We start from the raw sequence: 16,654 nt of genomic DNA on the forward strand, positions 1-16,654 counted from the left end.
CTGGGTGGCTAAACTCCGCCCTGCCAGGTCCGAACATTTTGGACAGGATTTAGCTGGACCGATCGGAGGTGTGCCAAGTGTTCGAGAAAGGGCAACGTGTACGCGTCCGGGCGGCCGGAATCCCCGACTTCGCTACGGTGCGTTTCGTCATCCAAGATTCTTCCAGCGGAGGTGTCGACTTGATCCTCGTCGACGACCAGGATCGGCGCCATGAGGTGAACCTCGCACCGGGAGACACTGACACAGTCCGCGCTCTCGTCAGCGACGGAAGTGCTGACTCCGCGTGTGTATTGGCTGGCATGTGGACGCGGTGGATGGACGCTGCTGCAACGAACGCCGAGACCAGCGCAATGGCGTCCACGCCGTTGAAGCCGTATGCACACCAGACCACTGCCGTCTACGGTGCCATGCTTCCTCAGCCTCAGCTGCGATTCCTTCTTGCGGATGAGCCCGGCACCGGTAAGACGATCATGGCCGGTCTCTACATCCGCGAAATGCAGCGACTCGGTCTCGTGCGACGGGCGATCATCGTTTGCCCCGCGAACCTTGCCACCAAATGGGTTGACGACTTCGCCCGTCTGCTCGGTGGCGGTCTCAAACACCTGACGGCAGAAACGATCCGCCAAGACGCACTCAACACCAGCGACCTGTGGGTCGTCAGCCTTGAGCTCGCCGCGGTCAACCCTTCGGTCCAGGACTCGATTCGCCCGGATAAGGCTGGCTGGGACCTGGTCGTTTTCGACGAGGCCCACCGGTTGACTCCGACCGCGGCCGGCTTCCATCAGGTCGGTCGACTTCTCGCCAAGAACACTCCGCGCGCGCTACTCATGACCGCAACCCCGCATCGCGGGAAAGAATGGCTGTTCCGGCACCTGCTGCATCTCGTTGACCCGGACATCTACCCCGACCCGGGTACCGACCCGAACGTCGAACTCGACGCGCTGCGGCCAGGGCCGATCCATTTCCTCCGCCGCATGAAGGAAGATCTTGTCGACTATGACGGCAAGACTCGACTATTCAAGGGGCGCACCGCTGCTAACCACAGCATCCCGTTGTCGAAGGTCGAGTACGGCTTCTATATCGAAGCGATCGACATGGTCGACAGGTACTTCCCACCGTCGGCGCAGCCGCTCGCCCGGATGGTGTATGGCAAGCGGGCCGCGTCGAGTCTGTACTCACTCGCCGAGACGCTGCGCCGACGGCACAGCCACATGGGAGAGTTGAGCGAGGCCGAGGCAGCACTCATCGCGGACCGCACCGACGCCGGCGATGACAGCGAGGTCGACGAAGCGAAGGTCGTTAACGCAGCGTCTACGGCCTCCCGGGCGGAACGTTCTGGGATCAAGTCACTCCTCGACCGACTCGATGTTGCGATCACGGCAGCCGACTGGCGGCCGTCGAAGTGGACACGGCTGATTGACGACTGCCTCACTGCTCACGGGATCACCGCTGGCACAAACGAGCAGGCCGTTATATTCACAGAGTTCGCTGACTCCGCTCAGTGGATCGCCGACCGTCTCCGCACAGATGGTTACACCGCGAAGATGTATTCGGGGAGACAGAGCAAACCCGAGCGCGATGAGGTGCGTCGCGAGTTCATGCGGGGCGAGTTTCAGGTCATCGTCACCACCGACGCCGGCAACGAAGGCATCGACCTCCAGGCTGCACATGTACTGATCAATTACGACATTCCCTGGTCGCTGGTACGCCTGGAACAGCGCATGGGCCGCATCCACCGTGTCGGACAGAACCGGGACGTGTTCCTATACAACCTGGTCGCCACCGACACACGCGAGGGCGACACGTTGATGAGGTTGCTCGATAACTTCGTCACCGCCGCGAATGAGCTTCGCGGGCAGATGTTTGACAGCCTGTCCGCGGTCGCCGAGATCACCGGCGTCGACTACGACAAGTGGCTGACCGACCTCTATGGCAACGACGAAGTCAAGAAGCACACCGCGGTAGAGGCAGCGAAAGCCATCCAGACGCAGGAACTGGTCCGTAAGGCCCGTGAGGTCCGCGACACCGAACGCAAACTTGCCAGCCAGGTTGACGCAGTCGCGGCCTTGACTTTGCTCCAGCGTGATCTGTTCGCCCGTATCAACCCCGCGATCGTCGAGGCGTACCTGGACCGGCTTGATGCGAGCGGCCTGATTACTGCGGACCGCACCGCCGCTGGAGACGGGTTCCGCCAGATAACTGTGGCGACGGGCACCCTGCCGACTAGCCTCGGCGGTTCCACAAGCGTCCACGTCGCGACGAGCGGCGAAGCCCTACGTGCTGCCGCCGAGAATATTGACGTCACGGAAACCATCACCCTTGGCCCGGGAGAGCCTGGCTTTGTTGACCTCATTCGCCTCGCCGACATGCAGCTCGCTGAGTCGGTGTACCAGGCAGGCGCCGCTCAGGACCCTAGCAGTCTGACCTCGTACGATCTGTACGCCTTTGAAGCCGCGATGACCGAAAGTGGAGGTCATCGCCACAGCATCTGGGCCTCACTTATCAAAGTCGACGACTCCGGAAATGCCCGACCTGTCCGCTGGGAAGCTCTCGCGAACCTCGTCCCAACCACACAGTCGGGCACCAGTCCGCACCCTGCGCGCCTCGACAATGCTGACCATGCTGCCCGGGTGGTCGCGGAACAAACGGTCCTCGATCATCAGAAGGTTCGATCCGACTGGTTTGCCCAGGCCCGCAAAGACCTGATGAACCTGCCGATCACGCTCACAGAAGGCATCGACAACCGGACCGCTCGCTTGAGCATCCGCCGTCACCTCCAGTCGCAGACCGAGACTCGCCTCGCCGGTCTCAAACAGCTCATCGATGTCCACCTCTCCGTCCCGAAACTCGTCGGTCGGATCCGCGTCCATGCTGCCGCCGACCCCAACACACAGACCGAAATCGACTCAGAATTCGTTTCGATGAAACTCGTCGCGAAACTTCTCGAGAACGATGGCTGGCACGTCGACGACGTCCACACGGAGAACCGCGGCTATGACCTCGACGCCCGCCGCCACAGCCAGATCCGGCACATCGAAGTGAAGGGAGTGGCCGGCAGCGCTGCCGCCGACGGGATCCGTATGACCGGCAACGAAGTGCTTATCGCCACCCAGCACCGCAAACAGTACTGGCTCTACGTTGCCGACCAGTGTGCCAACGGCACAGGCCAGCTCTTTGGAGCTTACGAAGACCCCGCCACTCTGTTCGCCACCGACATGACTGGGGACGCAATCTTTCGCGTCCCAGGTAGCAGCCTCAAGAACGCACCCGGGAGCCAGAAATGACACGCATGATCGAACGCTGGTTCCCCTGCGCCGAGGTTAGTGCTGCCGCGGCCGGAGGATGGGGAAGCGGAAACCTGGAGCGAAAGCTCTTCACCTGGTTCGCCGCGAGGCCGTCAGCACAGGCGCGAGCCGCGATGATCTGCTCCCTGCTGCCATGGCCAACTGACGAGTCGGAGCAAGAGAAGCTGCAAGACTTGGTGCGCCGGGCGATGACGGGCCGGGAAGCAGCGTGGTCTGAGGTCCGTGAAGAGATTGTTCGATCCAACCAGCCGCCAGTCAGAATGCTGGACCCGTTCTCGGGTCGGGGAATGATCCCATTGGAAGCTGCGAGGCTCGGGATCGAATCGGCCGCCATCGACTATTCACCTGTCGCGGTCCTAGCCTCGTCTCTCCTGATTGAACACCCATTCGAAGACTGGTCGAACGAACCGAGGCTCCCGTTCAGTGAGAGCGACAGTCTCGCATTTGAGACTGACCGACTCGCTCAAGACGTGGATGCGCTCCTGGCGGAAATCGGACGCAGGCAGCGACTGAAGATGCAGGAGCTATACCCAACAGGAGCTGATGGGTCGCAGCCCTGGGGATATCTGTGGGCGGTGACTCTACCGTGCCAGGAGTGTGGTCGCCGCTTTCCTTTGATTGGAAAGAACCTGCTGCGTGAGCCTGCGAAGAGGAGGGTCAAGGGATCGAAATCAACCTTCGGAGACCCAGGTCAGGCCTTCTACGTGGAGTCGTCTGACGATAAGGACTCGTTCCATGTTGTAGTTCATGATGGTCCGCCATCTTCGTCGCCGACACTGGTTAATGCAATTGGTGTTGACGGCAAGAAGATACCCGGAAAATCTGCAATCTGCGTTTTCTGTGGGCACGTGCATCCACTCAAAGTGCACCGGCGAATGACCAATGATGGATTGGGGCGGGATTCGCTGCTTCTAGTCGCCGACCACGATCCAATCGTTGGAAAGAGATTTCGCATTCCCACCGAATTTGAGCTGAATGCCGTCAAGGCGGCGAAAAACAAGCTTGAGAATGAAGGGGCTTTCTCGCCCTTTCTTCCTGCTATTCCTGGTGAGTTGATCGGTCCGGGGAATAACAATATCATTGGTCCGAGTATCTATGGCGCTCGAACTTTCGGTGATTTTATGTGCGATCGCCAAACGCTATACTACGTGCGTCTTTGTAAATCTATCGATGGAATTGGCAAGGAATTGGCCGATGCTGGGATAAGTAATCGCTACGTTAAGGCGCTTACGGGGTACGCCGCTGCGAATATGGTTCGCATGCTGCGCTACAGCACGCGAGGCGCTTGGCTGCATACAGCGGGCACCCCGCGTATTGCTGGAATCTTCTTGAATGAAGGGTCGCTTTCATTCTCGTATGATTTCTTTGAGTCGGGCATCGGAGACGGTCCCGGAACTTGGGATGGCGTTCGCGGGAGCTCCGTCGGTACATTGAGGGACCTTCTGCCCAGCCATTTGGGTAACCCTGCAAATGTCTCCCGTGGCACCGCCACGGAATTACCCTATGATTCTAATGAATACTCAGCGGTCGTCACCGATCCTCCGTACGACGAGATGATCGCGTATGGGGATTCTTCCGATATCTTCTACGTCTGGCTCCGGCGCGCCCTCGTAAATTCTTGGCCAGAATTGTCAATCAGTTCTGAGGCTGGCGGTGCCCAAGAGAAAGCGCTCGAGATAATTGTGAAGCGAAGTCGGGGTCTTTCGAAGGGTGACTACGTAGAGCATAGGACTAGAGAACACTATGACCGACTTATGTCTAAATCGTTCAGCGAAATGCGTCGTGTTGTTCGTGATGACGGCGTTGTGACGATTGTATTCGGGCATGGGGACCCAGTAGTTTGGCAACGTTTGTTGACTTCCATCGAGAGTGCTGGACTAATCATGACCGGATCGTGGCCCGCGAATACGGAATCCGGCGGACGTCAAGGTAAGGCAAATATCGAAACGACGCTGACCATGGCCTGTAGACCCGCTCCGGCAGACCGAAGGCCAGGCCGTAAGGGTGCCGTTGAGGCTGAGATTCAAGCCGAGATCAAGCGCCGGTACCCAGATTGGGAGCGCTGGGGGTTGGCCCCCGCAGACATGCTCATGGCAGCCGCCGGTCCGGCTATGGAGGTGGTCGGTCGATACAGTGAGGTCCTAGATGCGACCGGCGAGGCGGTTGGGATCCACACCTTCTTGCCGCTCGCTCGGTCCGCAGTGCAGGCCGCGATGGCAGTCGAAGTTGATCACCACCCGCTCGAAACATTTGATGCTCGTACACGATTCGCACTCTGGTGGGTTCGGCTCTATGGACGCCAGGCACAGGCGAAATCTGAACTGCGTTGGCAGGCACTCGCCTCTTCACTCGACATCGATTATATTCGCGATCTCGTACCCGAAGCTGACAAGGGTGTACGTTTCGCTACCGCGCGATCCTTCACTTCTTCCCGAGTTACTGATGAATCAGCGGTCATTGACGTCGCTTTGGCGCTCGCCGCGGCATCGGAGGATGGCATCGCGAGCATGGGCGAGGTGCTGGCCAACTCCGGACGTAGCGCCGATGACGCCTATCTGTGGGCCGCGGTGAAGTTCCTCGCGGACCGGCTTCCAGATAGCGACCCCGACGCAGTCGCCTTCACCCGGGTGTTGAGGACGCGTGCAGGCATCGCGAACGCTGCAGACGCCGTCGTCATCGAGTCCGAGGTGAAGGTGCGTAAGCAGAAGATCGACGACGATCAATTGAGGCTGCTGTGACCGACATCGGCAACACAACGACTCGAACAGCAGCGAAGGGACAGAAGATGGCAACGAGTGTGACGCCCTGGTGGAAAGCGCTACAGATCCGCAAGGAGATTATCGGCGCGTCGGGCCAGATCGACGACGTGCAGATGTCGCTGTTCCAGGCCGTCTACGGTCACGGCGATAACCGAGCTCCATACGCGGACGCCACTTACTATGGATCGATTACCCATCCCACCGAACGCCTGATCGATCTGCTGGCCGAGATCGCTATCCGGATCGGCGGCGGTGCCGACTACCAGAAGGCACGCGCGGTCACCCGCCTCGATCAGGGAATGGGCGGAGGTAAGTCGCATGCATGCATCGGTGCTTTCCACCTGGCTAAGCATTCGGTCGCGATGATGCAAACCGAACTCGGTCAGGCGGTGGCCGCGGCCACCGCCGCGAGAATCGGTCGCCCACTCGCGAACGACCTAGACAACCCGCACGTGGTCGTTTTGCCTTGCGACAACATGACCCCGTTCGCACCGGTTCAAGAGTTGGACGGACCTGCGACCACGCTGTACGAACGATTCCTGTGGCGACTCTTCGGCAAGGACTACACCTTGTTCGAGCGGTACCAGAAGTTCTGGAACGACAAGAGCAAGATCGCTGAGGCGATCCGCGCTGTCAACCGCCCGGTTCTTGTAATCGTCGACGAAATTCTTGACTATATCGGGAACGGACTCGACGGCGCCCAGAAGCCAGAGCACGCTGCGCAGGACGTCGCGTTCCTTCGGGCCCTGCTTGATGTGATTAACGATGTGCCCAGGGTCGCGATGGTCGTCGTCATGATCGCGTCAGACAAGGACAGCATCGCCTTGTCGCCCGCGGCCCAGGCGCGCCGCGAGGATCTCAATTCGCTCCTCGATCGTAACGGAACGCCTGCCACGGTCACGGAGGTCGGAGACTTCGCCGACATCCTGCGCCGGCGACTGTTCGAAGCCGAGCCGGCAAAGGAAGTACTGGCCGCCACGGCCGAGCTCTATAGGAGTGCGCTCGCGGACAAAGCGTGGGGAAAGAACGTCTGGGACGCCACGTCAGCGGACTGGCGGCGTGACTGGGATGCGCAGGTGGCGGCGTGCTACCCGTTCCACCCGATGCTCATCGGCATCGCGAGGAACGAATGGAGCATGGTCACAGGGTTTCAGCGAGTGCGCTCCACCATCCGGATCTTTGCCGCGACTGTATACGCGCAGCAGCAACGCGGTCTTGCAGGTGAATGGGTGCCGGCGCTGATCGGACCCGGCGATCTTCCACTTTCGAACAACTCGGTGCGCGAGGCACTACTCGGGTCCGGGCTTGTGGAGGACGAGAAGACGATTGCGAACTACCGCAGCCTCGCGGAGAACGATGTGGTCAACGCAGCGGAAGATGGTGGCGCTGCCCGCAAGCAGGACATCGCCCGTAAGCAGGATGCCGACCGCGATCCGCTGATGTGGGTCGAAATCAACCCGCATGCATCTGAACGCGCCGCTACATTCATCTTCCTCGCCAGCATCGTCGGCACACTCCGCCCCGGCCGAGGTCGCGGCGCCAGCACTCCGGAAGTCAAGGCCGCCACAAGCGTCCCGGATTCGCTGTATACGGTGACTGATGCTGACATCGTAGTCGACGACCTCGTCAGAACCGACGGAGGAATGAACGCCGTCGAGTTGATACCGGGGCAGGGGAACAACAAGCCGGCCCGGTACTTCTTGTCCACGCGGTTGACGCATCGGATGCTGCTCAACAACATCAGGCGGACGATCACCGAGCCTGAAAGAGATGAGGTCATCGCGAAGTTCGCCGAGCGGCTCTCTAGCACCGGCCCATTCCGGGACATGAAATTCGTGGCCGCAGACCGCTTGCGCACTTCGGTGGATGTGCTCTCCACTGCAGGGATCGATACCGCCCATGTCAATCGCCTGGTCGTGCTTGACCCTGCACAGTTCAGTCTCCGCAATGGAATGGAACAGGCCACAAAGGCGGCCCTGACCGCCGCAATGGGATTGAACCGCGGACCCGGCCAGATGCCCGTTCAGTGGGCGAGCAGTGCGGTCTACGCCGTCGTCAATACCCAGCGGCGCGCTGCCGCGCGCGGTGTGGCAATGGAGTACCTGGCCAGCCAGAGAGCCCTTGCCGCGCCGGAGGTCCAGGGTGACGAGGAAATGAAGGCACTAGGTACCAAGGAGTTCTCCGCAGCGAAGGAGCAGCTGGAGAAGGCAGTACGGCGCGCCTACCAGCACGTGGTGTTCCTATGGCAGCCCGATCCGGACGGTGAACGCATAGTCAAGGACATCACTTTCGAGTCAGACAATCTCACTGCGCTCGACGGAACGATGGTCTGGAAGGAACTGGCGGAACGGGACAAAGCCTTCGACGCTGGCCAGTTCTCGGCGAAGGCGCTGGCGCACAACCTTCGCGACCAGGACTACGGCCGCAGCCTGTCAGAGATCCGCAGCGCGTTCTATAACGCCCCGCGGCTGCCGCTGCTGTATGGCGGGGACAGCGACCTTCAGCATGCCATCTTCGACGCAGTTCAGACCGGTTTGATCCGGATCATCGACGGCACCGACACCAGTGTGGCGGTCACCGGTCCAGGCCAGGTGAACCTTGCTAGCACCAGCCTGCGGCTGGCCAAACCTTTGGCGACGTGCGGCGAATGTGGTGCAGCTGAGGAGAACCACGACTGCAAGTCCTCGACAGAAACGATGGAGATCGAGCCCGGACCGGTCTCTCCGGCTACAACGAAGTCGACCCGCTCTGACATGGGATTTCTCTCACCCCCTGCTTCTGCAGAGCTGCCGCAGCCGACCGAGTCTGAGGCAGCTCCGACAGAGAAGCGACTCGTCTTCTCGTTCACTAGCAATCTCTTGAACCAGGATGTTGCGGCCGACGGTTTTGCCTCTCTATTCCGAAGCCTCTACTTGGCCTGCGATGAACGGCAGATTAGTTATCTTCAGGGCACCCTGCAGATGGTCCTTGATGGAGATGTAGCAGCACAGGTCGCAGGAAAGGCTGCAGAACTCGGGCTGAATGCGACGGTCCAGGAAATGTAGTCAATCGGAGGCTATTCAGGGCTGTGTTTGCAAGCGATGAAGCAGCGTCAATGTCGGTGAGTCAGGCAAAACACGGTCTCTCCGACCTATGGCCACATCCTTCTTCATCGGAGTACCTGGAGCCCGTACTCGGGCGTATGTAGTCGTGGAACTATGAGGGAACGGCTTGTTGGCCCGGAGATTGCTGAGCTGGTTGCCAGGGTGCGCCACCGGGCGAGATCAGGTCAGTGCCATTTCAGGCACCGCTATGCGCGATCGGTTCCTCACCAGCGTCGATCCCGATTCCGAGTTGGAGCGTCCACTGCGTCGCAAGAGTTGGCCGCCCTTCGTCGATCTGCGGATGATCGCAATCGAATGTGCGGACTCGCGGTAGTCCTTCGGAATTGTCGCCGCTGCGTTGATATGTGTCCCGGTTGAGTGCAATGGTGCGGTCTGGGCGAGCTGAGTCCAGGCCAAGTTATCTGCGCGATGTGCATAAAGATGGGCTTCACTGCCCGGGCTTCGCGTGATTTTGTCAGATTGGGAACCGCCCGGCCATCAAAGTCTGCACGGTGGTTCTGATTGCTGGAATCCCAGTTTGCTCATATATCCGCTGACAGGCGGCGTTCGCCTCGGGGATTTCGGTGTTTCCGTCACAGTAAGACTTGAGCGCGACAGCGCATTGGAGTATCGAGTTTGCAGTCGCTAGTGACGATAACTTCGAATCTGATTCGAAGGCTTTCGGTATGTTGGCGGTATGATTGCCTTGTGTCGGCAAGGTAGGGCATTAATGTGGGTGCGCAGGTTGATCAGTTGATCCAATTGCAATTGCTTCGATGCAATGATAGTGCGGCACGATCTGGTCGATGTATGTGTGCTATTGGTAGCGTTATTTCTCTGCCGTGTAATCCTTGATATGTATTCGAGGTGCGTATAGATGGTGCGAGCGCAACAGTGTAGTCATCAAGGATTGTGATAAGGTGGCGATCGTATAGTTTATGGATGTCGGTTCTTAGTAGAATGCCGTTTTGCATCGGATTGCTAAGCTTCCCCAGGTATGGCGTGATATGGGCCGCGTCGAGAGCTGCAATAACGTCAGTTCCCGTCACGCAGCACCGGCGGTCGTATGCCTTGAGTAGCCGGTTGCGAAACCCTGGTTGCCCCTCCCTTTCCACGACCGCGCGTTCGGAGCGTTTACGCCGATCCTCGCCGGATATGAGTTCGATGTTCGGAATTTCAATCTCTATATGGGGCAATTCGAGAGTGTGATCTGCTGGCGTGAAAAGCCCTCTAAGGTAGCGCCTTTGGTGGTCCTTTGGGAATTCTCTAGGTATTTGCGGGAATGCGCCTGTTTGCAGTTCCTTGCTGACCTCTTTCCATCCTGGTCTATCGTGAATCTGCTCACTATGGAGTTGAAAATTGAATCTCTCTCGGTACCCTGACTCAGGGTCGGTCCATGGCATGAATCTTTCATCAACTGTGGAGCCGTCGGAAGTCGCTATCGCGTATCCGAGAAATCCGGTTCTTGGATTATCTAACCTGCCGCGAGTGAGCCAGAAATAGAGTTCGTCGCCTTGCTTTATTCCGAAACGGAGTTTTGTGTCCCAAAACTTGTTCTCCTTGGCGATATCCCAATTTTGTGGCTTATCTCCGTCAACCGGAATGATCCATGCAGTCAAAGCCCATGCGCCCATCTGGTATTGCATCGGGTGGAGGCGTGTCCTGTGGCGGAAGCCTGTCGGGCCGTGCTTGTTCTTATTCGTTCAGTCCAGCTGATCGGTCAGCGGGACTTGGAGATCAGTGATCGGAGAGCATCCCTGGTCTGCTGATCGGTCGAGTAAATCACGGTGCCGACCATGCCGCGGGTGAGCAGCACTTTGTAGACATTTCGGACCAGCTTGTCGAAGCGTGCATCGGGGATCCTGGTGCGGTTCTTGAAGTCTGGATCTCGATTCGCAGCTCGGACGGTGGTGAACTTGCTGTCTCGCCACACCAGGTCAGGGCCGAGGATGACACCGTTCCAGTCATACTCGAATCCCTGTGCCGTGTATACACAGCCGACCTGGTCGAAGCCGCCATCCTCGGTGGCCCACAATGGCGCCGGGGGAGCGTCGCCGATCCTCCTGTCGCTCTTGCTGTTCCACGGCCGGGCCCAGTCGTTGACGGTGACGTCAGGGACGAGGGCGCCGTCCTTGCGAGCGTCGCTCCACGGCCAGCAATAGCCTGCGGTCATGCGGGCCGAGTATCCGTCCTCGATCTGCTGGGTGAGCAGGTGCTCCATTTCGTCTGGGCTATCCGCGACCCGTACCTGGAACTGTGGGTCGCCCTTCCACTCGTATGGACCACCGTCGACGAGACCGAGGAGCCGCTTGACCCACAGCAGGTACTCCTCGCTGCCGCCGCACCGGAACTGCTCGCCGAGGTGTACATGCTGAGTCTCGAGGCCGAGCGAGCGCGTGTGCTGCTGAATCTGTTCGAGTGACCCCATTTCGCCGGGCCGCACCACCTGGTGCTCGTCGAGCAGGAACACCGGGACTCGGGCGGCGGCGATCAACTCATCGATCTGCGGACGATCGGTGCGCAGCTCTGCCTTGGTGTATCGGTCGACGGACGTCTCGCGGATCCGGTGGGCCTCGTCGAGGACAAGGACGTCGAGGCCGTTGCGCTCGGCGGACATGAACTGGTTGAAGTACTTGAACATCTTCTGCACGCGCGGAGCCCTGTGGCCCGCGACCTTGCGAAGTGTCTGTGTGAACGAGCGAGAACCAGTCGCGTGCAGCACGGTTCGGCCTCGCCGAGCGAGCTCCCCGACAAGCGACAACGCAATTACGCTCTTGCCGCTACCCGGGCCGCCGGTGACGACAATGACGCGTTTGCTATCCGAGGAGCGGGCATGCTCGACGGCGTGAAGTACGAGGTCGACTGCCAGTTGCTGATTGCCGAGCAGGTTGAACTGCGGTCGGTCCCGTACCTCGGCTGCTGCGACCTTGAGCAGCTGTTGCGAGGGCGCAACGGCGGAACGCATCAGGGTGTCGCCGGCCGAATGGCTCCCATTTCCCATGATGAGGCGCGAACGAAGGAACGAGAACATGTCGGCGCGGTCGGACGCGGTGAACAGCCGGCCAGTGACATCCGTGGGGAAGGAGCGTAGATCGGCCACCATCGTCCGGTCGGTCGCATTGTGCAGGTAAGCCATTCCCGCCAACGCGTCCGGTCGATCGGCAAGCGCCTTGGCGAAATCGGCGAGGTAGTCGCAGTACCCCTTCACCTGTGCAACCGGATGCAGCTTCGGGCCGCCAGGCATCCCGGGAACCTCGACGAGATCCGGGTTGTCCTCGTATCGGTATGCCGACGACCACTGCTTGAGTTCGACGACCACATATGAGGGCGCCCCGGTGTCCGGGTGGGTGCCCGCGAGGACAACGTCCGCCCGCTGCGAAGTGAGTGGCAGGTGATACTCGATGAGCATCTCGACCTCGCCGAGTCCGGCCTCGATGAGGTCGCGGGCGAGGATCGGAAGGCTTCGGCTCCACGATTTCTGCTCTGCTGTGCTGGCTCGACGGCCGGTGCTGAACAGCATCTGCTCCAACAGTTGCTCGGCCAACGAGTCGGGATGAGCGATGCCAGCGATGTGGTTCGCCGACGTACGAAGCAAGGTCACGTTTGAGGTCCCCCGGGCAGCACGAATCCAGTCGCGCGGTTGGGGGCATATCCGTGGCTGTGGAACACAGCGGAAGTCCGTCGGGCCGCTGGGTTAGGTTAGCGGAGGACGCGGACAGGCTCTCGGAGCCCCGATCGATCGGTGTCGCACCGCAATTTGCTCACCAGGTAGGCGATTGGTTCGGGAGTCGCGGGCGGTCAGTGTGTTCCCGTATCGAGCTCGGTGTACTTCCTGCTCGAACCGCGGCTGAGCTCGACCGGGTACTTGGTCATGTTCTTCCCATTCTTCGCAGCAGCCGCGTGAACGACGTCCACACCGAGCAGCTCACCCACTCTTCGTAGGCTCTCAGCTGTCGCGTTGAGTCTTGGTGGGAGGTTCTGAGCCAGCCGGGCGTGTGACTCCGTGCTCGCCGAGTTGGCCTCCCACTGGAGGGATTCGAGTAGGCGGCCGGCGGTGCCCGCCAGGTCGAAAGCAGCCCGCGCCAAGGCAAATAGTTCCGCGGGCGTCGACGGCCACGGGCAGGGCTCGGTGGACGGATCGACGACGCCATCGAATCCGGATTCCGGATCGATACCAGCCACGTCATAGAGGCGCAGGAGATACAGCGTCACATCACCGAGCTCGTCGACCACATCAGTGTGGATCTCATCGATCCGTGCGGTATGCGGTGTGTCGGACAGCAACTGCCCGATGGCGGATGCCAGCTCGCCAACCTCACCTCCGAGCGCCATCGCCAGGTTCTTCGGAGTGTGAAACTGTTCCCACTCGCGAACGCGGACAAACTCGCGTTGGTCCGATAGCAGTCGGTGCAGGTTGGCGTCCACGTGTCCGGACACTACCCCCGCGTTGCTGTGACGGCGGGTGACGTTCTGACGGGGTTTCCTAGATTCGGCCGCTTGAAGGCCGTCGGTGGATGTCGACATCAAGCATGAAGAACACCGCCTCACCTCTCGCTTGCATGACGTTTTGTTCGACCTGGCCCCGAGTCCCGCGCCTCCTTTCGGAGCGATGGGCCGTGGTCAGGGCACCCCGCTGCGGGCTTGTGCCCTGACTGACTTCGCCTCGATTCAATGATTACCGCCGGGTGAGCGCGACATGCGATTTGCGGTAGGTTTTCCGACAGGCAGGCGCAGGGGGATTGCGTGCCTGATTGGCGTAAATAGGGGGAACGATGGGGGAGTTTAGCCAGGTCTCGGCGCGGGCCTATGGGGGTAACGCATGAGCCTGTATGTCGACAACGATGCGCTCGATGGAATCGTGAGCATGCTTGCGGCGTCCAGCTCCGCGATCGATAGCGCCGGCGAATCGGCTCCGTCCGCGATCGATGCGGGGGATGCGTCTGCTGCACTGTTCGGCATCATGGCGAGGCTGGCCGAGAATGCCGGACAGCTCGTGGTGGCGTTGGCGGCGGCGAGCGAGGCCGTCGGCGAGGCCAACGCGCGGTACCGGGAGCAGGACGTGGCGACCGCTGACTCACTCGACACCGCATGGACGGGATAGTCGATGCCCATCGACACCCGCATCGACGGGAACCCCGAGAGCATCCGCGCCGCGGCCACCTGGTTGCGCACCTCGTTGGCAACGGAGACCACCTCCACGGTTGATCAGTTGTACAAGGCCCGCAACCTAGCCGACGCCGGATGGGACGGGACTGCCGGCGAAGGCTTCGTTACGCGATCCACGGATTCGGCATCGAAGGCAGACGAGCTGGCAGCCGTGATCGGCGAACAGGCCCAGGCATTCGACGATTCCGCCGCTCAGCTCCAGCGCTCCAAGGACGAGATGCGTGCGGTGCTGGACGCCGCTGCCGCCGCTGGACTCACCGTCGTCGGTGACGTGATCGAAGAACCGGGTCCGGCACCTGCCGATCCTGGGCCCGCCCCCACCGGAGACTCTGTATTGGCGATGGCCGCGCACGCCGAGGCCGTGGCGCGCGTCGAGCGGCACGCGGCACTGGTAAGTGCCTACGAGGTCGCGGGGCGTGGCGCGGATGCAGCCCGAGCAGCCTGGACACTGATCGTGCAGGCCAGCGCCAATGCCTGGAATGACCTCACCAAGAAATGGTTCTTCGTGGTCGCCGACCTCGTGAATGGTGCGGGGGCAACATTGGCGGCCTGGAACACGTCGACAATGCTGAAGAAGGCGCAGCTCATGACCGACGACGCCGCCAAGTACTTGGACCTGGCGCGAACCGCCCCGGCGGGGACTCCGACGTCGGTTATCTATCGGGATGTAGACCTGTCGAAGACGCTGGCTCGCGAAGCCGACGAGGTGATCGAGGCCGCGGCGAAAGCGGACTCGACGGCGGGCAAGGTCGGGTTCCGCGTTGGCGGTGCTCTCGCCGTCGCTGGCGTGGCCTACGACATTGCGCATGGTAAGCCAACCGAGCAGGCCATCGTCTCGGGTGCGGCGGGCTTCGGGGCGGCGGTGGCCGCGGGGGCTGTCGCCGGAACCCTCATTCCGGTTCCGGTCCTGGGTACAGCGGCAGGAGCAGTGGGCGGCGCCGCGGTCGGATTGTTCACCTCGGGAATGGTCGACTCGGTGTACGAAAACGGTGTCGACGACTTAGGGGACGCACTCGGCGACGGAGTCGACGCGGTTGGAGACACCGGCGCGGCAATCGGGGGACTGGCAAAGGATGCATGGAATGCGGTGTTCTGACGGGACTCTGGAGCGCCCCAGTGAATGGCGGGATGCGCGGCTCGGCGGGAGGCTTATTGCATCGCTGGTGCTTGGAGGCGCCGCTGCCCTGGTCACCTTCCTCGTCGGCATCGGATGCGTCATTGAAGGATGGTTTACGGCCGCCACGTTCGTGTACTTGTTCTGGCTCCTGCTGGTGCTGGCCATGGTGTTCGGCGTGGTGATTCGACGGCCACGACATCGCGAGGGGGACATTGGAACCGCCGCTGTCGGCGGGGTCGCGGTGACCGAGATCCGCCACTCGGCCATGGTGTTTCACCTGATGACTGCGATGGTGGCCGCCATTACAGCACTCACCGGTGGTGGGGCGGTCGCAATCTTCCTGAACACCCGCGGACAAGGATTTCCCGGTGCCAGTGTGATATTCGGCATCTTCGGATTGGGGTGCGCGGGCTATCTGGTTGCGGTCATGACCGGACGGTTGCGACGGGGGTCGCTGATGCTCTCCCCAGACGGGATTCGGCAGCGGGGTTGGAGCTTCGAGTCCTACCTTCCCTGGGCGGCGGTCGCCGGCGCGAAGGCAGTGCATTACCAGTTTCCGGAGACACTGGTGATCGCATACTCCAACGCGATTTGGGAGCCGCGCTACACGACGCGCTACTTCCGGATCGACCGCTTGCCGCCGGTGCCGATGATCGAGGTGGATACCTTTCAGTTCGCCGTCGACCCGGTGCTGCTGCATCACCTGGTCAGCTACTACGCCAACAACCCGGACACCCGAGCCGAGCTCGGCATGGCCGCGGCGATCTCCCGCGCCCGTGCCCGCGACTACCCGTAGCTACGCCGCCAGCAGGTCCTTGTACTCCGGATTCTGCTGCACGAACTTCTCCACGTACGAGCACGACGTCGCGATCGTGATCCCGTCCGCCCGTGTCGCATCCAGCGCCGCCGCGACCAGCTTGCCGGCCAACCCCTGCCCGCGGAACGCGGGATCGGTGACGGTGTGGTCGAAGTCCCGGACGCCGCCGATCACGGCGTACCCGGCGAGGGCGTTGTCGACGTGGATCTCGAAGCGGTTCTCGGCCGGCTTGTGCTCGATGCGGGTCAACTATCCAATCCCGAGCGCTATTCCGGCGTCCGACAACGCGAGCCGCAGCTCAACCCATGAGGTCGTTTCGTGAATCCAGGTCGGCGCCGCGATCGGGCTTTGCAGCACCCGCTGCACCGCCTTTATCGCGACCTCCGCGGGCGCGGGCGACATGGCGG

Annotated in this window: 10 protein-coding genes; 6 read left to right on the top strand and 4 right to left on the bottom strand. The window is 61.1% G+C overall.

Going from position 1 to position 16,654, the window contains the following annotated elements:
* Window positions 1–77: 77 nt before the first annotated feature.
* The 3 genes from C8K38_RS25070 to C8K38_RS25080 are packed head-to-tail and all read left to right on the top strand — an operon-like array spanning window position 78 to window position 9,108.
* A complete protein-coding gene (locus C8K38_RS25070) occupies window positions 78–3,284 on the top strand; it encodes a helicase-related protein (protein ID WP_097214066.1) in 3,207 nt (1,068 codons plus the stop codon).
* Complete coding sequence (locus C8K38_RS25075) at window positions 3,281–6,043, top strand: DUF1156 domain-containing protein (protein WP_097214067.1); 2,763 nt, start codon at window positions 3,281–3,283, stop codon at window positions 6,041–6,043. Before C8K38_RS25070 ends, C8K38_RS25075 begins: the two co-directional genes overlap by 4 nt.
* Window positions 6,040–9,108 carry a DUF499 domain-containing protein gene (locus C8K38_RS25080; RefSeq protein ID WP_257017806.1) on the top strand — a complete coding sequence of 1,023 codons (3,069 nt, stop codon included), beginning with the start codon at window positions 6,040–6,042 and terminating at the stop codon, window positions 9,106–9,108. The genes C8K38_RS25075 and C8K38_RS25080 overlap by 4 nt, the downstream gene beginning before the upstream one ends.
* Before the next feature lie 788 nt (window positions 9,109–9,896).
* Here C8K38_RS25080 and C8K38_RS25085 read toward each other — a convergent pair.
* The 3 genes from C8K38_RS25085 to C8K38_RS25095 all read right to left on the bottom strand — a co-directional run bounded on the left by C8K38_RS25085 (window position 9,897) and on the right by C8K38_RS25095 (window position 13,572).
* A complete protein-coding gene (locus tag C8K38_RS25085; RefSeq protein ID WP_097214069.1) occupies window positions 9,897–10,793 on the bottom strand; it encodes an HNH endonuclease in 897 nt (298 codons plus the stop codon).
* 74 nt (window positions 10,794–10,867) lie between these two features.
* On the bottom strand, window positions 10,868–12,748 hold the full coding sequence (locus C8K38_RS25090; RefSeq protein ID WP_257017807.1) for a DUF2075 domain-containing protein: 1,881 nt from the start codon (window positions 12,746–12,748) through the stop codon (window positions 10,868–10,870).
* 197 nt (window positions 12,749–12,945) lie between these two features.
* On the bottom strand, window positions 12,946–13,572 hold the full coding sequence (locus C8K38_RS25095) for a nucleotide pyrophosphohydrolase (RefSeq protein WP_218840993.1): 627 nt from the start codon (window positions 13,570–13,572) through the stop codon (window positions 12,946–12,948).
* Window positions 13,573–13,966: 394 nt separating this feature from the next.
* Here C8K38_RS25095 and C8K38_RS25100 point away from each other — a divergent pair, with 394 nt between their 5' ends.
* From C8K38_RS25100 to C8K38_RS25110, 3 genes are read left to right on the top strand one after another with little or no spacing between them, the layout of a single operon-like run.
* Window positions 13,967–14,248 carry a hypothetical protein gene (locus C8K38_RS25100; protein WP_097214071.1) on the top strand — a complete coding sequence of 94 codons (282 nt, stop codon included), beginning with the start codon at window positions 13,967–13,969 and terminating at the stop codon, window positions 14,246–14,248.
* A 3-nt stretch (window positions 14,249–14,251) separates the two neighbouring features.
* Window positions 14,252–15,409, top strand: a complete 1,158-nt coding sequence (locus tag C8K38_RS25105; protein WP_097214072.1) for a WXG100-like domain-containing protein — start codon at window positions 14,252–14,254, stop codon at window positions 15,407–15,409.
* On the top strand, window positions 15,396–16,226 hold the full coding sequence (locus tag C8K38_RS25110) for a hypothetical protein (protein ID WP_143548523.1): 831 nt from the start codon (window positions 15,396–15,398) through the stop codon (window positions 16,224–16,226). The genes C8K38_RS25105 and C8K38_RS25110 overlap by 14 nt, the downstream gene beginning before the upstream one ends.
* Here the strand turns inward: C8K38_RS25110 and C8K38_RS25115 are convergent, their stop codons facing one another.
* Window positions 16,227–16,496 carry a GNAT family N-acetyltransferase gene (locus C8K38_RS25115; RefSeq protein ID WP_097214074.1) on the bottom strand — a complete coding sequence of 90 codons (270 nt, stop codon included), beginning with the start codon at window positions 16,494–16,496 and terminating at the stop codon, window positions 16,227–16,229. It lies immediately after the preceding gene.
* Window positions 16,497–16,654: the final 158 nt, after the last annotated feature.

It is taken from the genome of Rhodococcus sp. OK611 (assembly GCF_003050885.1).
GTDB lineage: Bacteria > Actinomycetota > Actinomycetes > Mycobacteriales > Mycobacteriaceae > Rhodococcus_G > Rhodococcus_G oryzae.

What these genes read in the sequence shown, in the direction of transcription:
- C8K38_RS25075 (WP_097214067.1), top strand. Translation starts at nt 3,281, where the DNA reads ATGACACGCATGATCGAACGCTGGTTCCCCTGCGCCGAGGTTAGTGCT.
- C8K38_RS25085 (WP_097214069.1), bottom strand. Translation starts at nt 10,793, where the DNA reads ATGCAATACCAGATGGGCGCATGGGCTTTGACTGCATGGATCATTCCG.
- C8K38_RS25100 (WP_097214071.1), top strand. Translation starts at nt 13,967, where the DNA reads ATGAGCCTGTATGTCGACAACGATGCGCTCGATGGAATCGTGAGCATG.
- C8K38_RS25105 (WP_097214072.1), top strand. Translation starts at nt 14,252, where the DNA reads ATGCCCATCGACACCCGCATCGACGGGAACCCCGAGAGCATCCGCGCC.
- C8K38_RS25110 (WP_143548523.1), top strand. Translation starts at nt 15,396, where the DNA reads ATGCGGTGTTCTGACGGGACTCTGGAGCGCCCCAGTGAATGGCGGGAT.